10 protein-coding genes, 1 tRNA gene and 2 pseudogenes are annotated in these 14,782 nt (G+C 66.3%); 4 read left to right on the top strand and 9 right to left on the bottom strand.

The genetic code is table 11. From position 1 onward, the window contains the following. Positions 1-5 precede the first annotated feature (5 nt). The 3 genes from ACFYWL_RS19055 to ACFYWL_RS19045 all read left to right on the top strand — a co-directional run bounded on the left by ACFYWL_RS19055 (position 6) and on the right by ACFYWL_RS19045 (position 2,641). Positions 6-860 carry an ABC transporter permease gene (locus ACFYWL_RS19055; protein WP_386974361.1) on the top strand — a complete coding sequence of 285 codons (855 nt, stop codon included), beginning with the start codon at positions 6-8 and terminating at the stop codon, positions 858-860. Further along, positions 857-1,702 carry an ABC transporter permease gene (locus tag ACFYWL_RS19050; RefSeq protein WP_386974359.1) on the top strand — a complete coding sequence of 282 codons (846 nt, stop codon included), beginning with the start codon at positions 857-859 and terminating at the stop codon, positions 1,700-1,702. Before ACFYWL_RS19055 ends, ACFYWL_RS19050 begins: the two co-directional genes overlap by 4 nt. Before the next feature lie 93 nt (positions 1,703-1,795). After that, the gene (locus ACFYWL_RS19045; protein ID WP_386974357.1) at positions 1,796-2,641 is read left to right on the top strand and encodes an ABC transporter ATP-binding protein; all 846 of its coding nucleotides are present in this window, start codon (positions 1,796-1,798) and stop codon (positions 2,639-2,641) included. 141 nt (positions 2,642-2,782) lie between these two features. Here ACFYWL_RS19045 and ACFYWL_RS19040 read toward each other — a convergent pair whose 3' ends face one another. The 9 genes and pseudogenes from ACFYWL_RS19040 to ACFYWL_RS19000 all read right to left on the bottom strand — a co-directional run bounded on the left by ACFYWL_RS19040 (position 2,783) and on the right by ACFYWL_RS19000 (position 13,421). Further along, positions 2,783-3,346, bottom strand: a complete 564-nt coding sequence (locus ACFYWL_RS19040; protein WP_386974354.1) for a dihydrofolate reductase family protein — start codon at positions 3,344-3,346, stop codon at positions 2,783-2,785. Between the two features lie 776 nt (positions 3,347-4,122). Continuing rightward, entirely contained in the window at positions 4,123-5,685 is a 1,563-nt protein-coding gene (locus ACFYWL_RS19035) for an ATP-dependent endonuclease (protein ID WP_386974352.1), read from the bottom strand. 1,118 nt (positions 5,686-6,803) lie between these two features. Beyond that, positions 6,804-7,838 (bottom strand): annotated as a pseudogene (locus tag ACFYWL_RS19030) (NAD-dependent epimerase/dehydratase family protein). A 164-nt stretch (positions 7,839-8,002) separates the two neighbouring features. Beyond that, positions 8,003-8,680, bottom strand: a complete 678-nt coding sequence (locus tag ACFYWL_RS19025) for a hypothetical protein (RefSeq protein ID WP_386974350.1) — start codon at positions 8,678-8,680, stop codon at positions 8,003-8,005. A gap of 567 nt (positions 8,681-9,247) precedes the next feature. Then, positions 9,248-9,796 carry a hypothetical protein gene (locus tag ACFYWL_RS19020; protein ID WP_386974348.1) on the bottom strand — a complete coding sequence of 183 codons (549 nt, stop codon included), beginning with the start codon at positions 9,794-9,796 and terminating at the stop codon, positions 9,248-9,250. A gap of 240 nt (positions 9,797-10,036) precedes the next feature. Continuing rightward, positions 10,037-11,527: a tyrosine-type recombinase/integrase gene (locus tag ACFYWL_RS19015; protein WP_386974346.1), complete on the bottom strand. Its 1,491-nt coding sequence runs from the start codon at positions 11,525-11,527 to the stop codon at positions 10,037-10,039. Positions 11,528-11,568: 41 nt separating this feature from the next. Beyond that, positions 11,569-11,641, bottom strand: a tRNA-Arg gene (locus tag ACFYWL_RS19010). Between the two features lie 126 nt (positions 11,642-11,767). Further along, a complete protein-coding gene (locus tag ACFYWL_RS19005) occupies positions 11,768-12,877 on the bottom strand; it encodes an alpha/beta fold hydrolase (RefSeq protein WP_386974344.1) in 1,110 nt (369 codons plus the stop codon). A 97-nt stretch (positions 12,878-12,974) separates the two neighbouring features. Then, positions 12,975-13,421 carry an HPF/RaiA family ribosome-associated protein gene (locus tag ACFYWL_RS19000; protein ID WP_386974342.1) on the bottom strand — a complete coding sequence of 149 codons (447 nt, stop codon included), beginning with the start codon at positions 13,419-13,421 and terminating at the stop codon, positions 12,975-12,977. A gap of 340 nt (positions 13,422-13,761) precedes the next feature. Between ACFYWL_RS19000 and ssb the strand changes: the two are divergent. Beyond that, positions 13,762-14,451 (top strand): annotated as a pseudogene (gene ssb, locus ACFYWL_RS18995) (single-stranded DNA-binding protein); the annotation flags it as partial. Between the last annotated feature and the right edge of the window lie 331 nt (positions 14,452-14,782).

Below are 14,782 nucleotides of genomic sequence, written 5' to 3'. Positions count from 1 at the left end.
AGGACGTGACAGGGGTGTTGAGTCACTCGGTCAAGGTTGATGTCCCCGCCCCGTCGCCCTCCGGCGTGCCCGCCAAGGCACGCCGGAGGGGCCCGACACCCGACTGGGCGTACGGGCTGGCGGGCATCGTGACGATGTTCGTGGTGTGGGAACTCGTGGTACGCACCGGGGCGGTCTCGCAGGATTCCCTGCCGTACCCGGCGGCCACCATGCGGCGGGCCGGCGAACTCCTCGTCGACGCGACGTTCCTGACGGAGGTGGCGCAGACCCTGTGGGCCTGGCTGCTCGCCATGCTCGTCGCCAGCGCCGTCGGCATTCCGCTCGGCCTGACCCTGGGCTACTTCTCCGCGTTCTACCGGCCCTCGTCCTCGGTGGTGCACGCCGGCCGGTCGATCCCCTCCTCGGCGTTCCTGCCGATCGCCATCCTGCTGTTCGGCCTCGGCACCCAGATGAAGGTGTCGCTGGCGATCTACGCGATCTTCTGGCCGATCCTGCTCAACGCCATGTACGGCGTGCGCGACACCGAACCGCTCATGCTGGCCACCGGCCGGAGCATGGGCTGGGGCAGAACGCGGCTGCTGACGAGGGTCGTGCTGCCCTCGGCGGCCCCCTCCATCGCCACCGGCCTGCGGGTGGCCAGCTCGACGGCCCTCATCGTGGTGCTCTCCGCCGAACTGCTCGGCGCCACCAGCGGAGTGGGCACGGTCATCACCACGTACCAGCAGGCGCAACGACCCGACTTCGTCTACGCGGGGATCCTCCTCGTGGGCCTGCTCGGAATGGCCCTCTACTACGGCTTCAACCTGGTCGAACGCCTGGTGGTCCCCTGGGGCCAGGCCCAACGGGAGAGCGGACGATGAGCGATCACGGTGCGAAGCGGCCGAGCCTGGCCGCCTCGGCGCAGGCGATGGGACGCGGCGTGCAGTCGCTGTGGCTGCTCGCGGCCCTGCTGGTGGTGTGGGAGATCGCCGCCCGGCTGGCCGGGTCCCTGTTCGTCCCGCCGGTGTCGCAGATCTTCGTCGCGTTCGTCGACACCTGGCTCTCCGGCTCGGCGTCGTCGCTCTTCCTCAGCGACCAGTTCCGGGCCGACGTCCTGCCCAGCCTCGCGCGACTCGGCCTCGGCTACGGCGCGGCGGCGGCGATCGGCATCAGCGCCGGCATCCTGATCGGGGTGTGGCGACCCGCCGGAGCGTTCTTCAACCCGCTGATCCGGCTGGGCATGTCCGTGCCGGTGACCGCGCTGCTGCCCATCGCCATCGTGCTCTTCGGCATCACCAGCGGAATGAACGTCTTCCTCATCGCGCTGGGCTGCCTGTGGCCGATCCTGATCAACACCTACGACGGGGTACGGGGACTCGACCGCACGGTGGTCACCGCCGCCAAGAGCCTGCGGCTGACCCGACGTCGCTATTTCCTTCAGGTCCTGCTGCCCGGCGCCAGCCCCGCCATCTTCGCGGGGATGCGGATCAGCATCGGTATCGCCCTGGTGCTCATGGTGATCTCCGAGCTGTACGCCGCCACGGCCGGCCTCGGCTTCTACATCGTGAGCCAGCAGCGGCTGTTCCGGTTCCCGGAACTGTGGGCGGCCATCGTGCTGCTGGCGCTGCTGGGCATCCTCTTCAACGCCATCTTCGCCGTCGTCGAGAGGCTGCTGCTCAGGTGGCACCGCAACGTGCGGCCAGAAGGCGCGGAGAGCCACTAGCGGGTCTCGCACCCACAACTCCCCGCACCCACAACTCCCGCCGACAACTCTCCGCGCCGCCGACGACAACGACACCACGTAGAGGAGTCCCGGATGAATCCCGTGACGATCCCACCGCACCAACCGGGCCCCGGCACCGACACGCCCGTGCTGGCCGTGCAGGAACTCGGCAAGTCCTACCCCTCGCGCAAGGGCGACGTGCTGGCCGTCCGCAGCATCGACTTCGCCGTGCACCCTGGCCAGTTCGTATCAGTCGTCGGCCCCTCCGGCTGCGGCAAGACCACCCTCATGATGTGCATCGCCGGGCTCCTGCCCATCACCACCGGGAACGTCATGTTCCGGGAGGAACGCATGTCGGGCCCGCGGGACGGCGTCGCGGTCGTCTTCCAGGACTACAGCCGGTCGCTGTTCCCATGGTTGACCGTCGAGAAGAACGTCGCCCTCCCCCTGCGGGACCGCGGCCTGCCCCGCACCGAGGTCCGCGACCGCGTACGAGAATCACTGGAAATGGTGGGCCTGGCCCACGCCGCGGCGCTGCACCCCTGGCAGCTCTCCGGCGGCATGCAACAGCGCGTGGCCATCGCGCGAGGTCTCGCCGTACGGCCCGAGATGCTGATCATGGACGAGCCCTTCGCCTCGGTGGACGCCCAGACCCGGGCCAGCCTGGAGGACCTGCTGCTCAAGGTCTGGGCGGAGACGGGGACGACGGTGCTGTTCGTGACCCACGACATCGACGAGGCCGTCTACCTGTCCGACCGGGTGGTCGTGCTGTCGCAGGGGCCGTCCGTCGTCGTCGAGGACCTGCCGGTCGAACTCGACCGGCCCCGCGACCAGATCGCGACCAAGCAGACGCCGCTCTTCGGCGAACTCCGCGAGAACGTCTACTCCCTGGTCATGGCGTCACAACGGCGCACCTCCCTGTCCGGCGACCCGCACTGACACGTGTGGGGCGCAGGCCCGGTCGCGCTGCTCGGCAACCATTGTCGGGAGCGTGACCGGGCACGTCGGCGTCGCGCCCTTTGCCGCCGGGTGTCGCGCCGGCTGTCGGAGGGCTGGCAGGACCCGAACCCGCGGCCGTGCTCAGCGTCTGGTCTCGTACCTGGTCAGGATCACGCCGCCGGGGAACGTCCGGGTCTCCACCAGGGTCAGGTTCACCCGGCTGTCCAGGGCTGTGAAGAACGGCGTGCCGCCACCCAGCAGGACCGGGTGGGTGACGAGCGCGTATTCGTCGATCAGCCCGGCGCGCATGGCAGCGGCGGCGAGGGTGGCGCTGGAGATGTCCATGGAGCCGCCGTCCTCGGCCCTGAGCCGCGCGATCTCGGTGACCGCGTCGCCAGTGAACAGGCGCGCGTTCCAGTCGACCGTGCGGATCGTCGAGGAGAACACCACCTTCGGCATGTCCCGCCAGCGGCGGGCGAACTCGATCTGCGCCGGTGTGGCCCCCGGCTGCTGGTCGGCGGTGGGCCAGTGGGAGCTCATCGTCTCCCACAGCCTGCGCCCGTACAGCGCCGTGCCCGTCGCCCCCACCCGGTCGGACCACCACTGGAACAACTCGTCGCTCGGCATGCCCCAGTCGAGGTCGCCACCGGGCGCGGCGACGAAGCCGTCCAGGCTCAGGTTCATGCCGAAGGTCAGTTTCCGCATCGTGCCAGCCTCCCGTGAATCGGTACGCCACACACAGACCGACACGGCGCGGACCAATCATCGGTCAGGCCCCACCGAGGGCCCGCCCACCAGGACGAGGCGGCGTGCACCGGTCGGTGGTGTCGGCGTCGGTCCGATTGTCCTGATCACTGGCACCGGGTTGGTGGCCTGTGGTGGGGGAGGTGCGCCCGACAGGATTCGAACCTGCGGCCTTGGGATAGAAGTGGCATTCACGTTCTGATCCCTGGCTTTATCAGTTTCACCAACTGCGCAAACTCTTGCTCTGGCTATCCCTGACTGCTCTGTTGACCTGTATTTCGCACCACGAATAGCACCACGGCCAGCCAGGAAAGGTGAGCCGGGGTGTCCCATGGCGTGGTGACCGGCTGTGATCCACCGCCCGAGGGTTGGCGATGTGGTTCAAAGTCTCTGTATCGCCTCAAGAGCGGCTCTTGGCGGTCCGCATGCGCCGCCGCTTGGGCGCATGCGGACCTCTGCTGTTGCTTTACGCCGGCCACGCAGAACACCGGTCGGCTGGCGCAACAGCCGACTCCCGCCTCGCCGTAGGGAGACTGACGCCGGGGCCGTGGTGGCGATGTGGCGCGGCGGATACCGGGCCGCTTCTCCGGTTTCAAGGGCGCCTCGCGTTGCTGGCGACGGCTCTGCGGGTAGCCCTTGACCCTGGGTCTCTGGGGTCTGCTGCACCCCTGGGACCACCCTCGGGCCGGTGTTGCCGATAGGTCAGGGCCTGCCCGTGTGCTCGCGCAGCGTCCCCATCACGAACTCGGTGCCCCGTCGCTAGTGCGCATCGCATCACGTAGCCGGCGGGGGAACCGAGGCGCTCGCCCATTAGCGTTGTCAATAACGGAGATTAGCCGTTCGACCTGTTCTCGCAGGTCAAACCTATCCAGATTGCTCACTTTAAAGTGGCGACACACCTCGTGGGCGATCGCGACCTTATCGGGCGCGGAACCAGTTCTCATCCTCAGGGGTGGGTCCCACTGTCCAAGTGGGGACGCAAGTTGTAGCTTTGGATGGACGACCCTAACCGCCTGCTTTAGAATGTCCGGGTTAACGTAATTTTCGATGGTATAGCATTTCGTGATCCAAGCAAAACCAGGGCCCTTGGATTCGTTGAAGCTATCCAGAACGCGCTTCTTGGTTGCGTCCAATCTCTTGCGGGCGCCGGTCATGTCGCTATCAATGACCACTACTAGGTGACGGTTCAACCTCCTCAATGAGATGAATTCTGCTATCTCGTGCTCCTGTGTAGAGCTAGCTAACCCGCCGGCGGCGGGATCATTCGGGCTGAGATGCCGGAGAAGTCGTCCTCCATAGAACATGATGGAGTAGTGGATTCCTTCCACCAGGTCGGGGGCAAGTAGCGACATCCAGCGGTGTAGGTAGATGCGGTCAGATGGGCCCTCCACCCATATCACGCAATTCGCTTGAAGCAGGTCTGATGGTCTGTATCCCAAGTCGGCGCAAAGGCTAGCGATCTTATGTGGTGTCACCGCATGCTCTATCCTGGTCCCACTTCCTGCTCCATGGGTGAGGTGGAAGATCTGCCCGGCCTCGTAGTCGAGCAAGTGAGCAGAATGCGTGGCGATTAGATACTGATTTGTCGTTTCATCAGAGAGGTACTTGATGAGCCTTCGTTGTAACAGCGGATGCAGGTGAACTTCGGGTTCTTCAATGCAGACTAACTGCTTGTCGAGCAATGTAGCGGCGGCGGCCAGCATGATGACTTGCTGCACACCGGTGCCTAGGCTCTCCAGCGGCAGTAGGTCGCCGGATCGCTCAACATGGATGGTTTTGGCATCATGGGGAATGCTGAGAACGGCGGTGCTGTCATCAAGAATGTACTTTACAAACTCGTTAATGCGGTTAAACTGCTCCCGATTGTCCCTATCTTCAAGGCTTGGCCGCTCTAGTTGCTCAAGGCGTTGGACAAGGCCAATCCCGTTGAAATCACCAAGTGCCTCTTTGTCGTTCTTCATTGGTCGAATCTGCCTAAAAGCCTCAATTGATCTTACGGGCGGCAAGTCGTCCGGTTTTGGTATGAAATGATCGATGAGGCGTCCTACGACTTGCGAAAGTATGTTGCCGCCGGAGAACTGTGTTCCAGCGAGTGCATTGCCAGCGATTTGAAGAGGGCTGTAGTCGTTCTGCGAGAAGAAGCTGGAAATCTGCTCAATAGCTTCTCTAGGAAATTGCCAGATAAACGGCTCGGGTTCGCCTGCTGTGCGGTATCTTGAGTTGTTGGTGGCATGGGAGTATTGAAACCACAGCCAGTCTCCAGGGCCAATCTTTTGCAGAAGATCCAGGAATCTCTGCACCGCGCTTATAGCGTCGTTGGACCGATAGCCGACGGGTCGGATCTTCTGTTGTAGTTGCTCCTCTGGCGGGCGTGACGTGGCAAGGTAGAGAGATGGGGACCAGTTTTGAGGCAGTGTCCGCCTTGGGCGGTCGATAGAATCGAAAGCCCCTGGCTCTCTTTTTAGGTGTTTGTTTGCGAATCTCAGTACGTTTGATTTGCCGGCGTTATTTTGCCCCGCCAAAAGAGTGACTTTCCCTAGGGGTTGGAGAAACTGCGGTTCGAGGAAGCTTCGATAGCCGGAGATTCCAAACGCGCGAACTAGCAATCTATCGTCGGTCACGGGTTATCCATTCGTTTGTCATGCTGACCTAAGCAGTGAGTGGTGTGCTCCGACACTGTAAGCTGTGCGGGTGTCGCTTGGAAGCGCTGCAACTGCTATCGACTGCGAACAACATGGACGGTCGTTCTGCCCTTGGTAGCCACATAGTCAACCCCGCTCGTCAAGCAGGCCAATAGCCGCAGTTCAGCCCCAAGGTGCGGTCTTCTTCTGCGACATGTCGGGCTTACGACAGCTCGCCCTGGTGCTGTTTCGGCTGTGGTGGTGGCGGGGTGGTCGGTAGTTGTTGCGGGAGGGCTGAACCATCCCGGGGTCTCGGCAACTCGGCAAAGGTGCTGGTGAGCTGCGGAAACGTGTGCCGAGATCGTTCAGGGTCGACTAGCCCATCTCGGCAACCGGCTTGTATCCAGCGCGTCGGTCGGCGGTGAGTTCGCCTTCGGGGAAGCCAGAGCGGCGGCGTGCGCGGCGGCGGCCTGGCTGGATCTGCGTAACGGCGAGCAGGCGGCGAAGTACGCCCGTGAGGCGTTGCAGGTCTATCAAGCTCTAACGCTGTCCCGCCGGCCGTACTCGCAGATCAACGGGACGCAGATCGACGTGGCCGCTGCCCACCTGCAGATGCGCGACCGAGACGGCGCGGCCGAAGCGTTGCAAGGCGTTGTCGACCTACCGGCGCAGAAGCGAACGTGTCGCTGACCGGGCGGCTGGAGAAGGTCGGTCAGCTACTGACCACGCCCGCGTGGCGCGAGGACTCGGAAGCGCAGCAGCTTGCCGAACGAATCTCCGTCTGGCTCGCGGAGACGTCAGCCCGTCCGCTCTCCTGACGCTCGCCACGCGGCGAGCACCCGCGCTTCCTTGTCACGGCTGAGCCCGATCTCGGTGGCCCGGTCGTGGGCGCTTACCTCCCCGGTCTCGACCAACCACCGCCAGGTGTCGGCGACGGTTTCGGCCAGCGACCGGCAGAGCAGGCCGGCTCGATGCGCACGGACGGCGTCGACCCGCCAGACGCCCTCAAACGTGCGCCACAGCTGCAGCTCCGACCACTGCCTCACGCCTTGGTCGAGAAGCACGTCATCCGGCACCCACTCGAACCGCGGTGCGGCACCGGTCGCGTCGGCGCACGCGGCAAGCAGCTCCCCGAACGTAGCCCCGTCGGTTGGGGCGCAGACGTTGAACGCACCCGAGATGCCCTCGGCGGCGGTGCGCAAGACGAACGCGGCCAGGTCCCGAACGTCAACGGGCTGAATCGACCGATCCGGCGACCCCGGCGCGAGAACCGTCCCACCGGTAGCAACCCGGCGTAGCCACCAGGGCAGCCGGCCGACGTACTCGCGTGGGCCGAGCACCACACCGGGCCGCAGGACCGTCGTCCGATCCGGGCCGAACGCGGCCAGCGCGGCAGCTTCGCACCCTGACTTCTGGTAGCCGTACTGCGTCGGCCCGTCTTCGGTGTCGGTGCCGTAGTCCGGCCCGGCGTCCGGTGGGCAGTAGAGCACCTCGGATTCCTCGCTGAGCGGCTTCACCGGCCAGTCCCGGTAGACGCTCACCGTCGACATGAAGACGTATCGACCTGCGACGGGGGAGAGCGCGCGAGCCACGTCGAGGGTGTTCCTCGGTACATAGCCGGAGGTGTCCACGACGACATCCCACGGCCCGGCAGCGGCCAGGGCGGCGACGTCGGCTGGACGCGTCCGGTCACCTCGGAGCACGCGAATACCGTCGATGTCTGGCCCGAAAGTGCCGCGGTTGAACGTCGTTACGTCCTATCCGGCTTCTAGGGCGGCCGTGACGATCGCGTGGCCAACGAACCAGGTTCCGCCAAGCACCAGCAAGCTCATTGGACCATCATGCCGAAAAGACGCACCAGGGATGCAAGGAGGTGTCCCTCGGTGTGTGCAGCCGGTTCTGTCTGTTTGATGCATCCGTTGCTCTAACCCATTGATCTAATAGGAGCATCGGGGTAGCGGGTTATAACGGGCCTGGATCGGCGTAGCGATCATGCCTACGCGACGTCGGTAAGGTCGTCCGGAAACCGCTCCGCGACGTCTTCTATTGCCTCGAAGTCGAAGCCGCCAACGGGCCACAGATGTGCGGCACCATCCATCGGCCAAAGCTGGGTAAGCTGCTCACCTACGTCATAGTTCAGGGTGGTATCGTATATGCCCCGCCAGAATGAGAATACGACCTGAAATGCCACGCGAAATACGGTAAACGTGACGCACAGGCCGTTTGGCTCATCTGGAATTCTTTCGCCGCGTGGCTGTAGCCGTAGAGGTCGATGCCAGGTGTGGAGAAATTTTTCTGGTCCGACGAAACCCGTGGCCCATACCCACGTGCCCTCCGCTGGTTTTCGGCTTACGCGCAGCTCATGTGCGAAGAAGCGCGGCAAGATTGGCTGTGGTTGGAGAGCATCCATCACAACGGCACGTCCAGTCGCCCACGTCGCTACTAGCTCCTGCTCTTCTGGATCCAGCATGCGACGGTGCTTCCACATGTCTAGAATGACTGGCTTGACGTCATTATCTAGAATGCTCAACCAGCGATTGTTGCATTCGGCGCAGGCGGGCACCGTCGGACCTAAGGGTGATTTCTCGCGTCCTGGGCCGTACTGCGGAAAGCGGGCTCCAAGTGATACGAGTTCGCGCTGCAGCCACTCCGGCCAGACGTGTTCGTCCGTCATCGGTGCACCGCTCAGCCGCTCGCAGAAGGGGCAGTCGCCATCTCTGGACGGCAGCCATAGCGGGGGCATTTCCTCGCGAGGAGGCGAATCAATGCGTACCATGGTAAGCCCAGCGTGGAACCGAATCTGGCCGGCGATGATGCGCCGGAAAGACGCATCCAGGCACCTACGGTGTGCTGCGCCGAGAAGAAATACGTCACTGATCGGGAAGCGTTCACTGTCCGTTGCAAGCCCCCGGCCGGCTTCAATCGGAAAGGCGCAGAGCCAGCGCCCGTCGGGGTGCCCTACAACCTCAACCCACGACCCACGGTTGCGCTTCACCAGTTCGCCACAACCGAGACAAGGGGCCCGCCTCCAGTCTGGCGCGAGCAGTGGATGTTCCATGCTAGTCACACCGCCATTGCTCTTACATCAACTACATCAACACGTTACCGGTTTTCGGCTGCCGTTTGAGATGCGACCGACGCTCTAGAGGCTTGCATCTAATGGAGTGCGGTACTTCCCCTCGAACTTGATCGAGCGGAGTCATCGAGTGCCATGGCGGCGTGCCGCATGGCGGTTGCCTGGCTAGCCGGCGACGACCGATTCCGACACATCCTCATCCTCCGGGTAAAGATCGGCCACGATCCTGAATGATGCACCGATGACCTTGCCTGTCATGCCTAATGTCCAGACTGGTTGCTTGCCCTCGTGAACGAAGCGGTTTCTGAGCTGTCGGCCGGTGTCTAGGATGTCTGCCAGGTAGTCGCTGATGAGAGCCTGATCGTGAGCAGCCTTGATTAGCTGGTTAAAGGAGGTTCCCTTAGAGGCGTTGAACCGCAGCTTCAATGCCGCCTCGACGGCAAAGAGTGACCATGAGTTAGAGCAGGCTACCAACTCGTAGGAGTAGTAGCCCAAGCAAAACATGTCGCGGGAGGATTTGAGTAGCGTCGCAGGCCCCTCGGGCGTGGCTTTCGTAATGACCCACTTCTCAGCGGCAGCCCGCATCCGCATGTATGTCATTGGAAGGACCTGTCCCTGAGCGTCGAACCCACCGATGAAGTTCTTCATCCGGGGGTCTGGGCTTGGGCCTGCCAGTTCTCCAAGATCGGCGTTCGGGGGGATCCAAAGAGTCACTCTTGCTCCGGCTTGTTCGTTTAGCGGGTATAGGCCGGAGACTGACCTGCCCCGCTGGAGGCATCCTGGATGCTAGCCGGTCGCAGCGTTAGCGAGAAGTCGATAAAGGGGCTGCATCTGACCCCCAGGCGGGTGCCCTGACTTATACGGCGACATCAGACGGCACCGGTTGGAGCGAGATCGCAGCGATATGGAAATTTGGACCACATTTGTCGGATCGCTGGCCGTCTCGTCCGGCCGCTACTCGTGGTGCCATCCTGCAACAGTCGCCCGGCGGCCTCGGGCAACGTTGACCAGGCCGGCTGCTGCCAGGAGAGCCACTGCGCGGTGAGCGGTACCGACTGAGGCTCCATACGCCGCAGCCAACTCGGTGACCGTAGGAAGCGGGTCGCCTGGCTTTAGACTTCCTGTGCGGATCTGCTCGCGAAGTTCCTCGGCAATGACCCGGTACGGGCTGCTCGGCGGGGTGGGCGACGTCGGGCGGGTCGGCATCCGGGCGGCGAGGGTGACGGCGGCCCGCTGGTCGGACTCCGACAGCCACGCGGCGTAGACCCTGAGCGTGGTGGTACCGCCACCACCGTGGCCGAGCCGGCCGGCAACGGTCCGTACGTCCACACCTGCATTGATCAGCTCGGTTGCGGAGTAGTGCCGCAGGGCGTGGATGTGGCTGTCGATGCCGAGTCGCTTGGCGAGTCGCCCGTACCGCTGGGTGATGGTGTCGGGGCGGTAGCCGCGGCTGTTGTCCGGCTCGGGGGAGAAGACGTAGTCGGCTGGGTCGGCCGTCGCGTCGAGCTGCGCCAGGCGGTCGACGTACCGGGCGTGCAGCTCGGTGAGTACGGCGACCGTCTCGGGGTCGAGGGCGACCCGGCGTTGCTGGTGGGTCTTGGTGTCCATCTCCTGTAGCGTGCCGTCTGCGTCGAGGTAGGCGCTGCGCCGGAGGGCGGCCAGGTCGAGGTGGTGCCAACGCAGCGCGGCCAGTTCGCCCCGCCGTGCGCCGGTGGTCATGGCGAGCCAGACCAGCGCGCCCCAGTCCGGGTCGCGCCATGACTCGGTGATGATGCGGGCGGCGTCGGTCGGGTGAGGCGGTTGTGGGTCGGGGTGCGGCGGCGCTGGCGGGTCGGCTTGCCCGGCGGGGTTGACGGCGATCCAACGCCACCGGACGGCACGGCTGAGGGCACCACTGAGAATCCAGTGAATCTGGCGCACTGACGACGCGCTGAGCGGCTTGCAGACGTGCGGCCGACACTTCGCCGTACAGGCGTGCTCACCCTCTACCCGGTGCTTCACGTACGCCTTGCCGCCGCACCAGTCGCGGCAGCGACGCAGGCTCGCGTAGAACGACTCCAACGTCTCGGCGTCGAGTCGGGTCAGTGCCAGCTTGCCGAGCACCGGCCGGACATGCTTGTTGAGCTTGTTCACGTAGCCCATGCGGGTGGTCGGCTCGATGTCGGCGACGTCCAACCACTTGTTGAGCAGTTGGTTCAGCATCGCTCGGGTGCGCGGGTTGCGCTTCTCGTCAACCTCGTTGAGGAAGCGGGTCCGCACCTTCTCGGCCTCGCGCTCGGTGTTCCGGCCTGCCGGGACGGTCTCGGTGAGGTAGTGCCGCTTGCCGGTGAGCGGGTCGACACCCGCATAGATCCTTACGCGGAGTGACCGCTGGGGAGCTCTATGATCTCGCTGCGCTGTCGCTTCATGCCTGCCACAGAGCCGACGGTAGGTCGATGGCTCCACGAATAGCTCTACGCGAGCCGGTCGGCTGAGAGGAAGTGCTGTGCGCCCGGCAGGATTCGAACCTGCGGCCTTGGGATTAGAAGTCCCCTGCTCTATCCGCTGAGCTACGGGCGCGCGCTGGTGGGTCTCGCGCCAAGAGGGTACCGCCGCGCCGAGGGTGCCCGGCGCGACGGGGCGGCCCGTCGACGCGCGTTCAGCGTCGCACGGCCTGCCGCCGGCGGGCACCCCTGTTTCGCCCGGTCAGCTCGCTGCGGCGGCCTCCGCGCTCGGCGTGGTCGCCTCCGCAGGCGGCCGGCTGGCCGGCACCTCTGGCGTCGGCTGGTCGGTCCACTCCTCGGCCGACGGTGCGCCGCCCGGCTCCCCAGAGGTCGGCTCCCCAGGCGTCGGCTCCTCAGGCGTCGGGCCGGCGGCGAGGAACGCCTCCGCCCACCGGCCCACCTCGACGAAGACCCTCTCCCGCACGGCGGGACCCGAGAGGGTCAGGTCGTGCATGCCGCCGTCGAAGCGGGCCAGGGTCACGTGCCGGCCGAGGCGGGGCGCCCAGCGGACCATGTGCTCCACGTCCAGGACGGCGTCGGCGAGGGCCGCCGAGTCGTGCCACTTCGTGCCCCGGAAGGTGCGGGTCGAGCAGGCCAGCAGCACCGGCACCGGGATGTCGAGGCCGGCGCGGAGCTGCCGCTGACCGGCGCGCACGGCGTTCAGCCAGCCGGCCCGGACCGGGAAGCCGGCGAGCGGCTTCCACGCCAGGTCGTACGTCCACTCGCCCCGGTGCTCGGCGTGCAGGCTCTCGCCGTACACGGTGCCGAGGCCGAAGGGGAGGCGGCGGCGCGGCGCGCTGCGGCCCAGGCGCGAGACGGCGGCTGCGAGGGGTCTGCGGACCACCCAGGGTGCGTTGATGTCGAAGAAGGGGCTGTTGAGGACGAGCCCGTCGACGATGCCGGCGTCGCGTCGGGCGTGCGCCCAGAGGGAGATGAGGAGGCCGCCGGTGGAGTGGCCCATGACGAGCAGCGTGTCGTGGCCGTCGTCGGTGCGGATGATCTTTGCGGCGGCGTCCAGCTCGGGGAAGTAGTCGCCCAGGTCGCGGCAGAAGTTGGGGGTCTGGTGCGCAAGCAGGCTGCGGCCGTATTTTCGCAGGTCGAGGGCGTAGAAGTCCCAGCCCCGCTCGGCGAAGAAGTCGGCCACGTGGGTCTGGAAGAAGTAGTCGACGTAGCCGTGCACGTAGAGCACCGCGCGGCGGGTCGGCCGGTCGGCCCGGCGGCGGACCAGGGTCGCGACGACCGGGCCCTCGTCGTCGGTGCCCAGGTCGATCGTCTGCCGCTCGTACGGCGGCCCCAGCACATCCGGTTCCACGACCGCGACGGTACGCCCGCAAGCTACCCGAAGGCAGCCCCGCCGGGGAGATGGCGGACCGCCGTGGCGGACGCCACCTCCCCACGCGGGGGTCGGGTCAGGCGGTCTCGGCGTCGGCCCGGGGCGCGTCGCGGCCGGTGTCGGTGTCGGTGTCGTCCAGCTCCGTTTCGGGCTGGCCCGCCTCGGGTTGGCCGGTGTCGCGCAGCCGCTTGTTGTTGCGCGGCTCCTGCCGGGTCTTGGCGTCGTTGAGCCGTCGGCGCAGGTCGTCGCGGACGTCGTTGAGCGCGGCGTGCAGGTCCTCCTCGGCGGAGGTGGTGACGATCTTCTGCCGGCCGGCGATCCAGCATTCCAGGGTGACCTTCTGCCCCCGGGCCTCCCGGTCCTTCACCGACACCTCCAGCTCGGTGGCGTCGGCGTGGAAGCCGGCCAGCCGGGCGTCGAGGGTGGCGAACTGCTCGGCGATCCAGTTCCGGTCACCCTGGGAGAAACCAGCCCCGACGCGCAGGCACTCGGCCACGGTCGCGGGGTTCGCCACGGCGCTCATCGCTGCGCCTCGCCGTCCGTGCGGACGGAACCGGTCGTACGGGGTCGGCAGGAAGTCATGTCCCGTGGCCTTTCTGATCGGACGGCGTGCCGTCGGTGGTGCTCGGTTGATCAAAGCTGTACCCAGGCACGGGCCGTCCGGAAACGCCTCCGGCGGGTCGCCCCTGCCGCTTCCCTGGCCGGGGTCTAGCACATCCGGGCTTGATCAGGTCCTTGTCCACAGGCCGCCTGGTTGTCCACAGGTGGCGGCCTCGTGATGGCGGAGGGCGGGTCGGAGCGGCCAGTGTCGGTGGGCGAGTCGACTCACCACGGCAAGCTCCGATCTCTTCCCTGGAGGGACGATGTTTGACACGCACGTAACGATCGTCGGCAATGTTCTGACGGCGCCGGAGTGGCGGCGTACCACCCAGAGCGGCACGCTCGTGGCCAACTTCAAGGTGGCCTCCACCGCCCGCCGCCTCGACCGGGGCAGCGGCCGGTGGGTCGACGGCAACAGCCTCCGCGTCCGCGTCAACTGCTGGCGGAAGCTGGCCGAGGGGGTGGCCGCCTCCGTGATGGTCGGCGACCCGGTGGTGGTCGCCGGCCGGCTCTACACCCGCGACTGGACCGACGACGCCGGCAACCACCGCACGGTGTACGAGTTGGAGGCGGTCGCCGTCGGCCACGACCTGTCCCGGGGGCGGGGGCGGTTCCTGCGCAACCGGCCGAACGTGGCCACCAGCACGGTCGAGGACGCCGAGGCGGAGAGCCGGGTGCACGGCGAGCCGACCGAGCGGGTCCCGCGCGGGCAGGCGCCCAGCGGGCCGCCCCCCACCGGGCCGGAGGGCCGCCCCTTCGACGAGGACTTCGAGCCGGACGACTTCGTTCCGGCCCACGCCTCCTTCGACCCGCAGCGCCTGGACGAACTCGACGAACGGAACGATCTGGACGACGGCTCCGGTGACGACGACGGGCTCGGTAAGGACGACGGGCTCGGTGAGGACGACGGGTTGTTCGATGGCAAAGACGGGTTCGATGGCAGCGACGGGCTCGGCGGCAAGAGCGGGCTCGGTGAGGACGGCGGGCTCGGCGACGACTCCGGCGCGGGTGGTGCATTCGGTGCGTTCGGCGCGTTCGGTGACGACGAGGAGCTGACCGAGGCGGGCGTGGCCAATGCTGGCCCGTCCCCGTCGGGTAGCCCGCGGGGCGTGCCCGGGCACGACGAGTTGTCCGCCGGGGACGTGCCCGGGCACGGCGAGCTGTCCGCCGGGGCCGGATCCGACGGCTCCGCGCCGTCCGGCGAGGAGGCCGGCGGGGTGACCCCGCCCCGGCGCGGTCGGCGGGGCCGGGGCCGGGTCGGCGTACCGGCCTGACGACCGGCGG

Origin of the sequence: Micromonospora sp. NPDC002575, from assembly GCF_042889525.1 — a bacterium.
GTDB lineage: Bacteria > Actinomycetota > Actinomycetes > Mycobacteriales > Micromonosporaceae > Micromonospora > Micromonospora carbonacea.
Note: the sequence above shows the minus strand (reverse complement) of the source record. Positions and strands in the feature narration are given on the sequence as shown.

Excerpts from the sequence above, each read along its gene's own strand:
- ACFYWL_RS19000 (WP_386974342.1), bottom strand. The coding sequence starts at position 13,421 with ATGAGCGCCGTGGCGAACCCCGCGACCGTGGCCGAGTGCCTGCGCGTC.
- ACFYWL_RS19040 (WP_386974354.1), bottom strand. The coding sequence starts at position 3,346 with ATGCGGAAACTGACCTTCGGCATGAACCTGAGCCTGGACGGCTTCGTC.
- ACFYWL_RS19050 (WP_386974359.1), top strand. The coding sequence starts at position 857 with ATGAGCGATCACGGTGCGAAGCGGCCGAGCCTGGCCGCCTCGGCGCAG.
- ACFYWL_RS19025 (WP_386974350.1), bottom strand. The coding sequence starts at position 8,680 with ATGACGGACGAACACGTCTGGCCGGAGTGGCTGCAGCGCGAACTCGTA.
- ACFYWL_RS19045 (WP_386974357.1), top strand. The coding sequence starts at position 1,796 with ATGAATCCCGTGACGATCCCACCGCACCAACCGGGCCCCGGCACCGAC.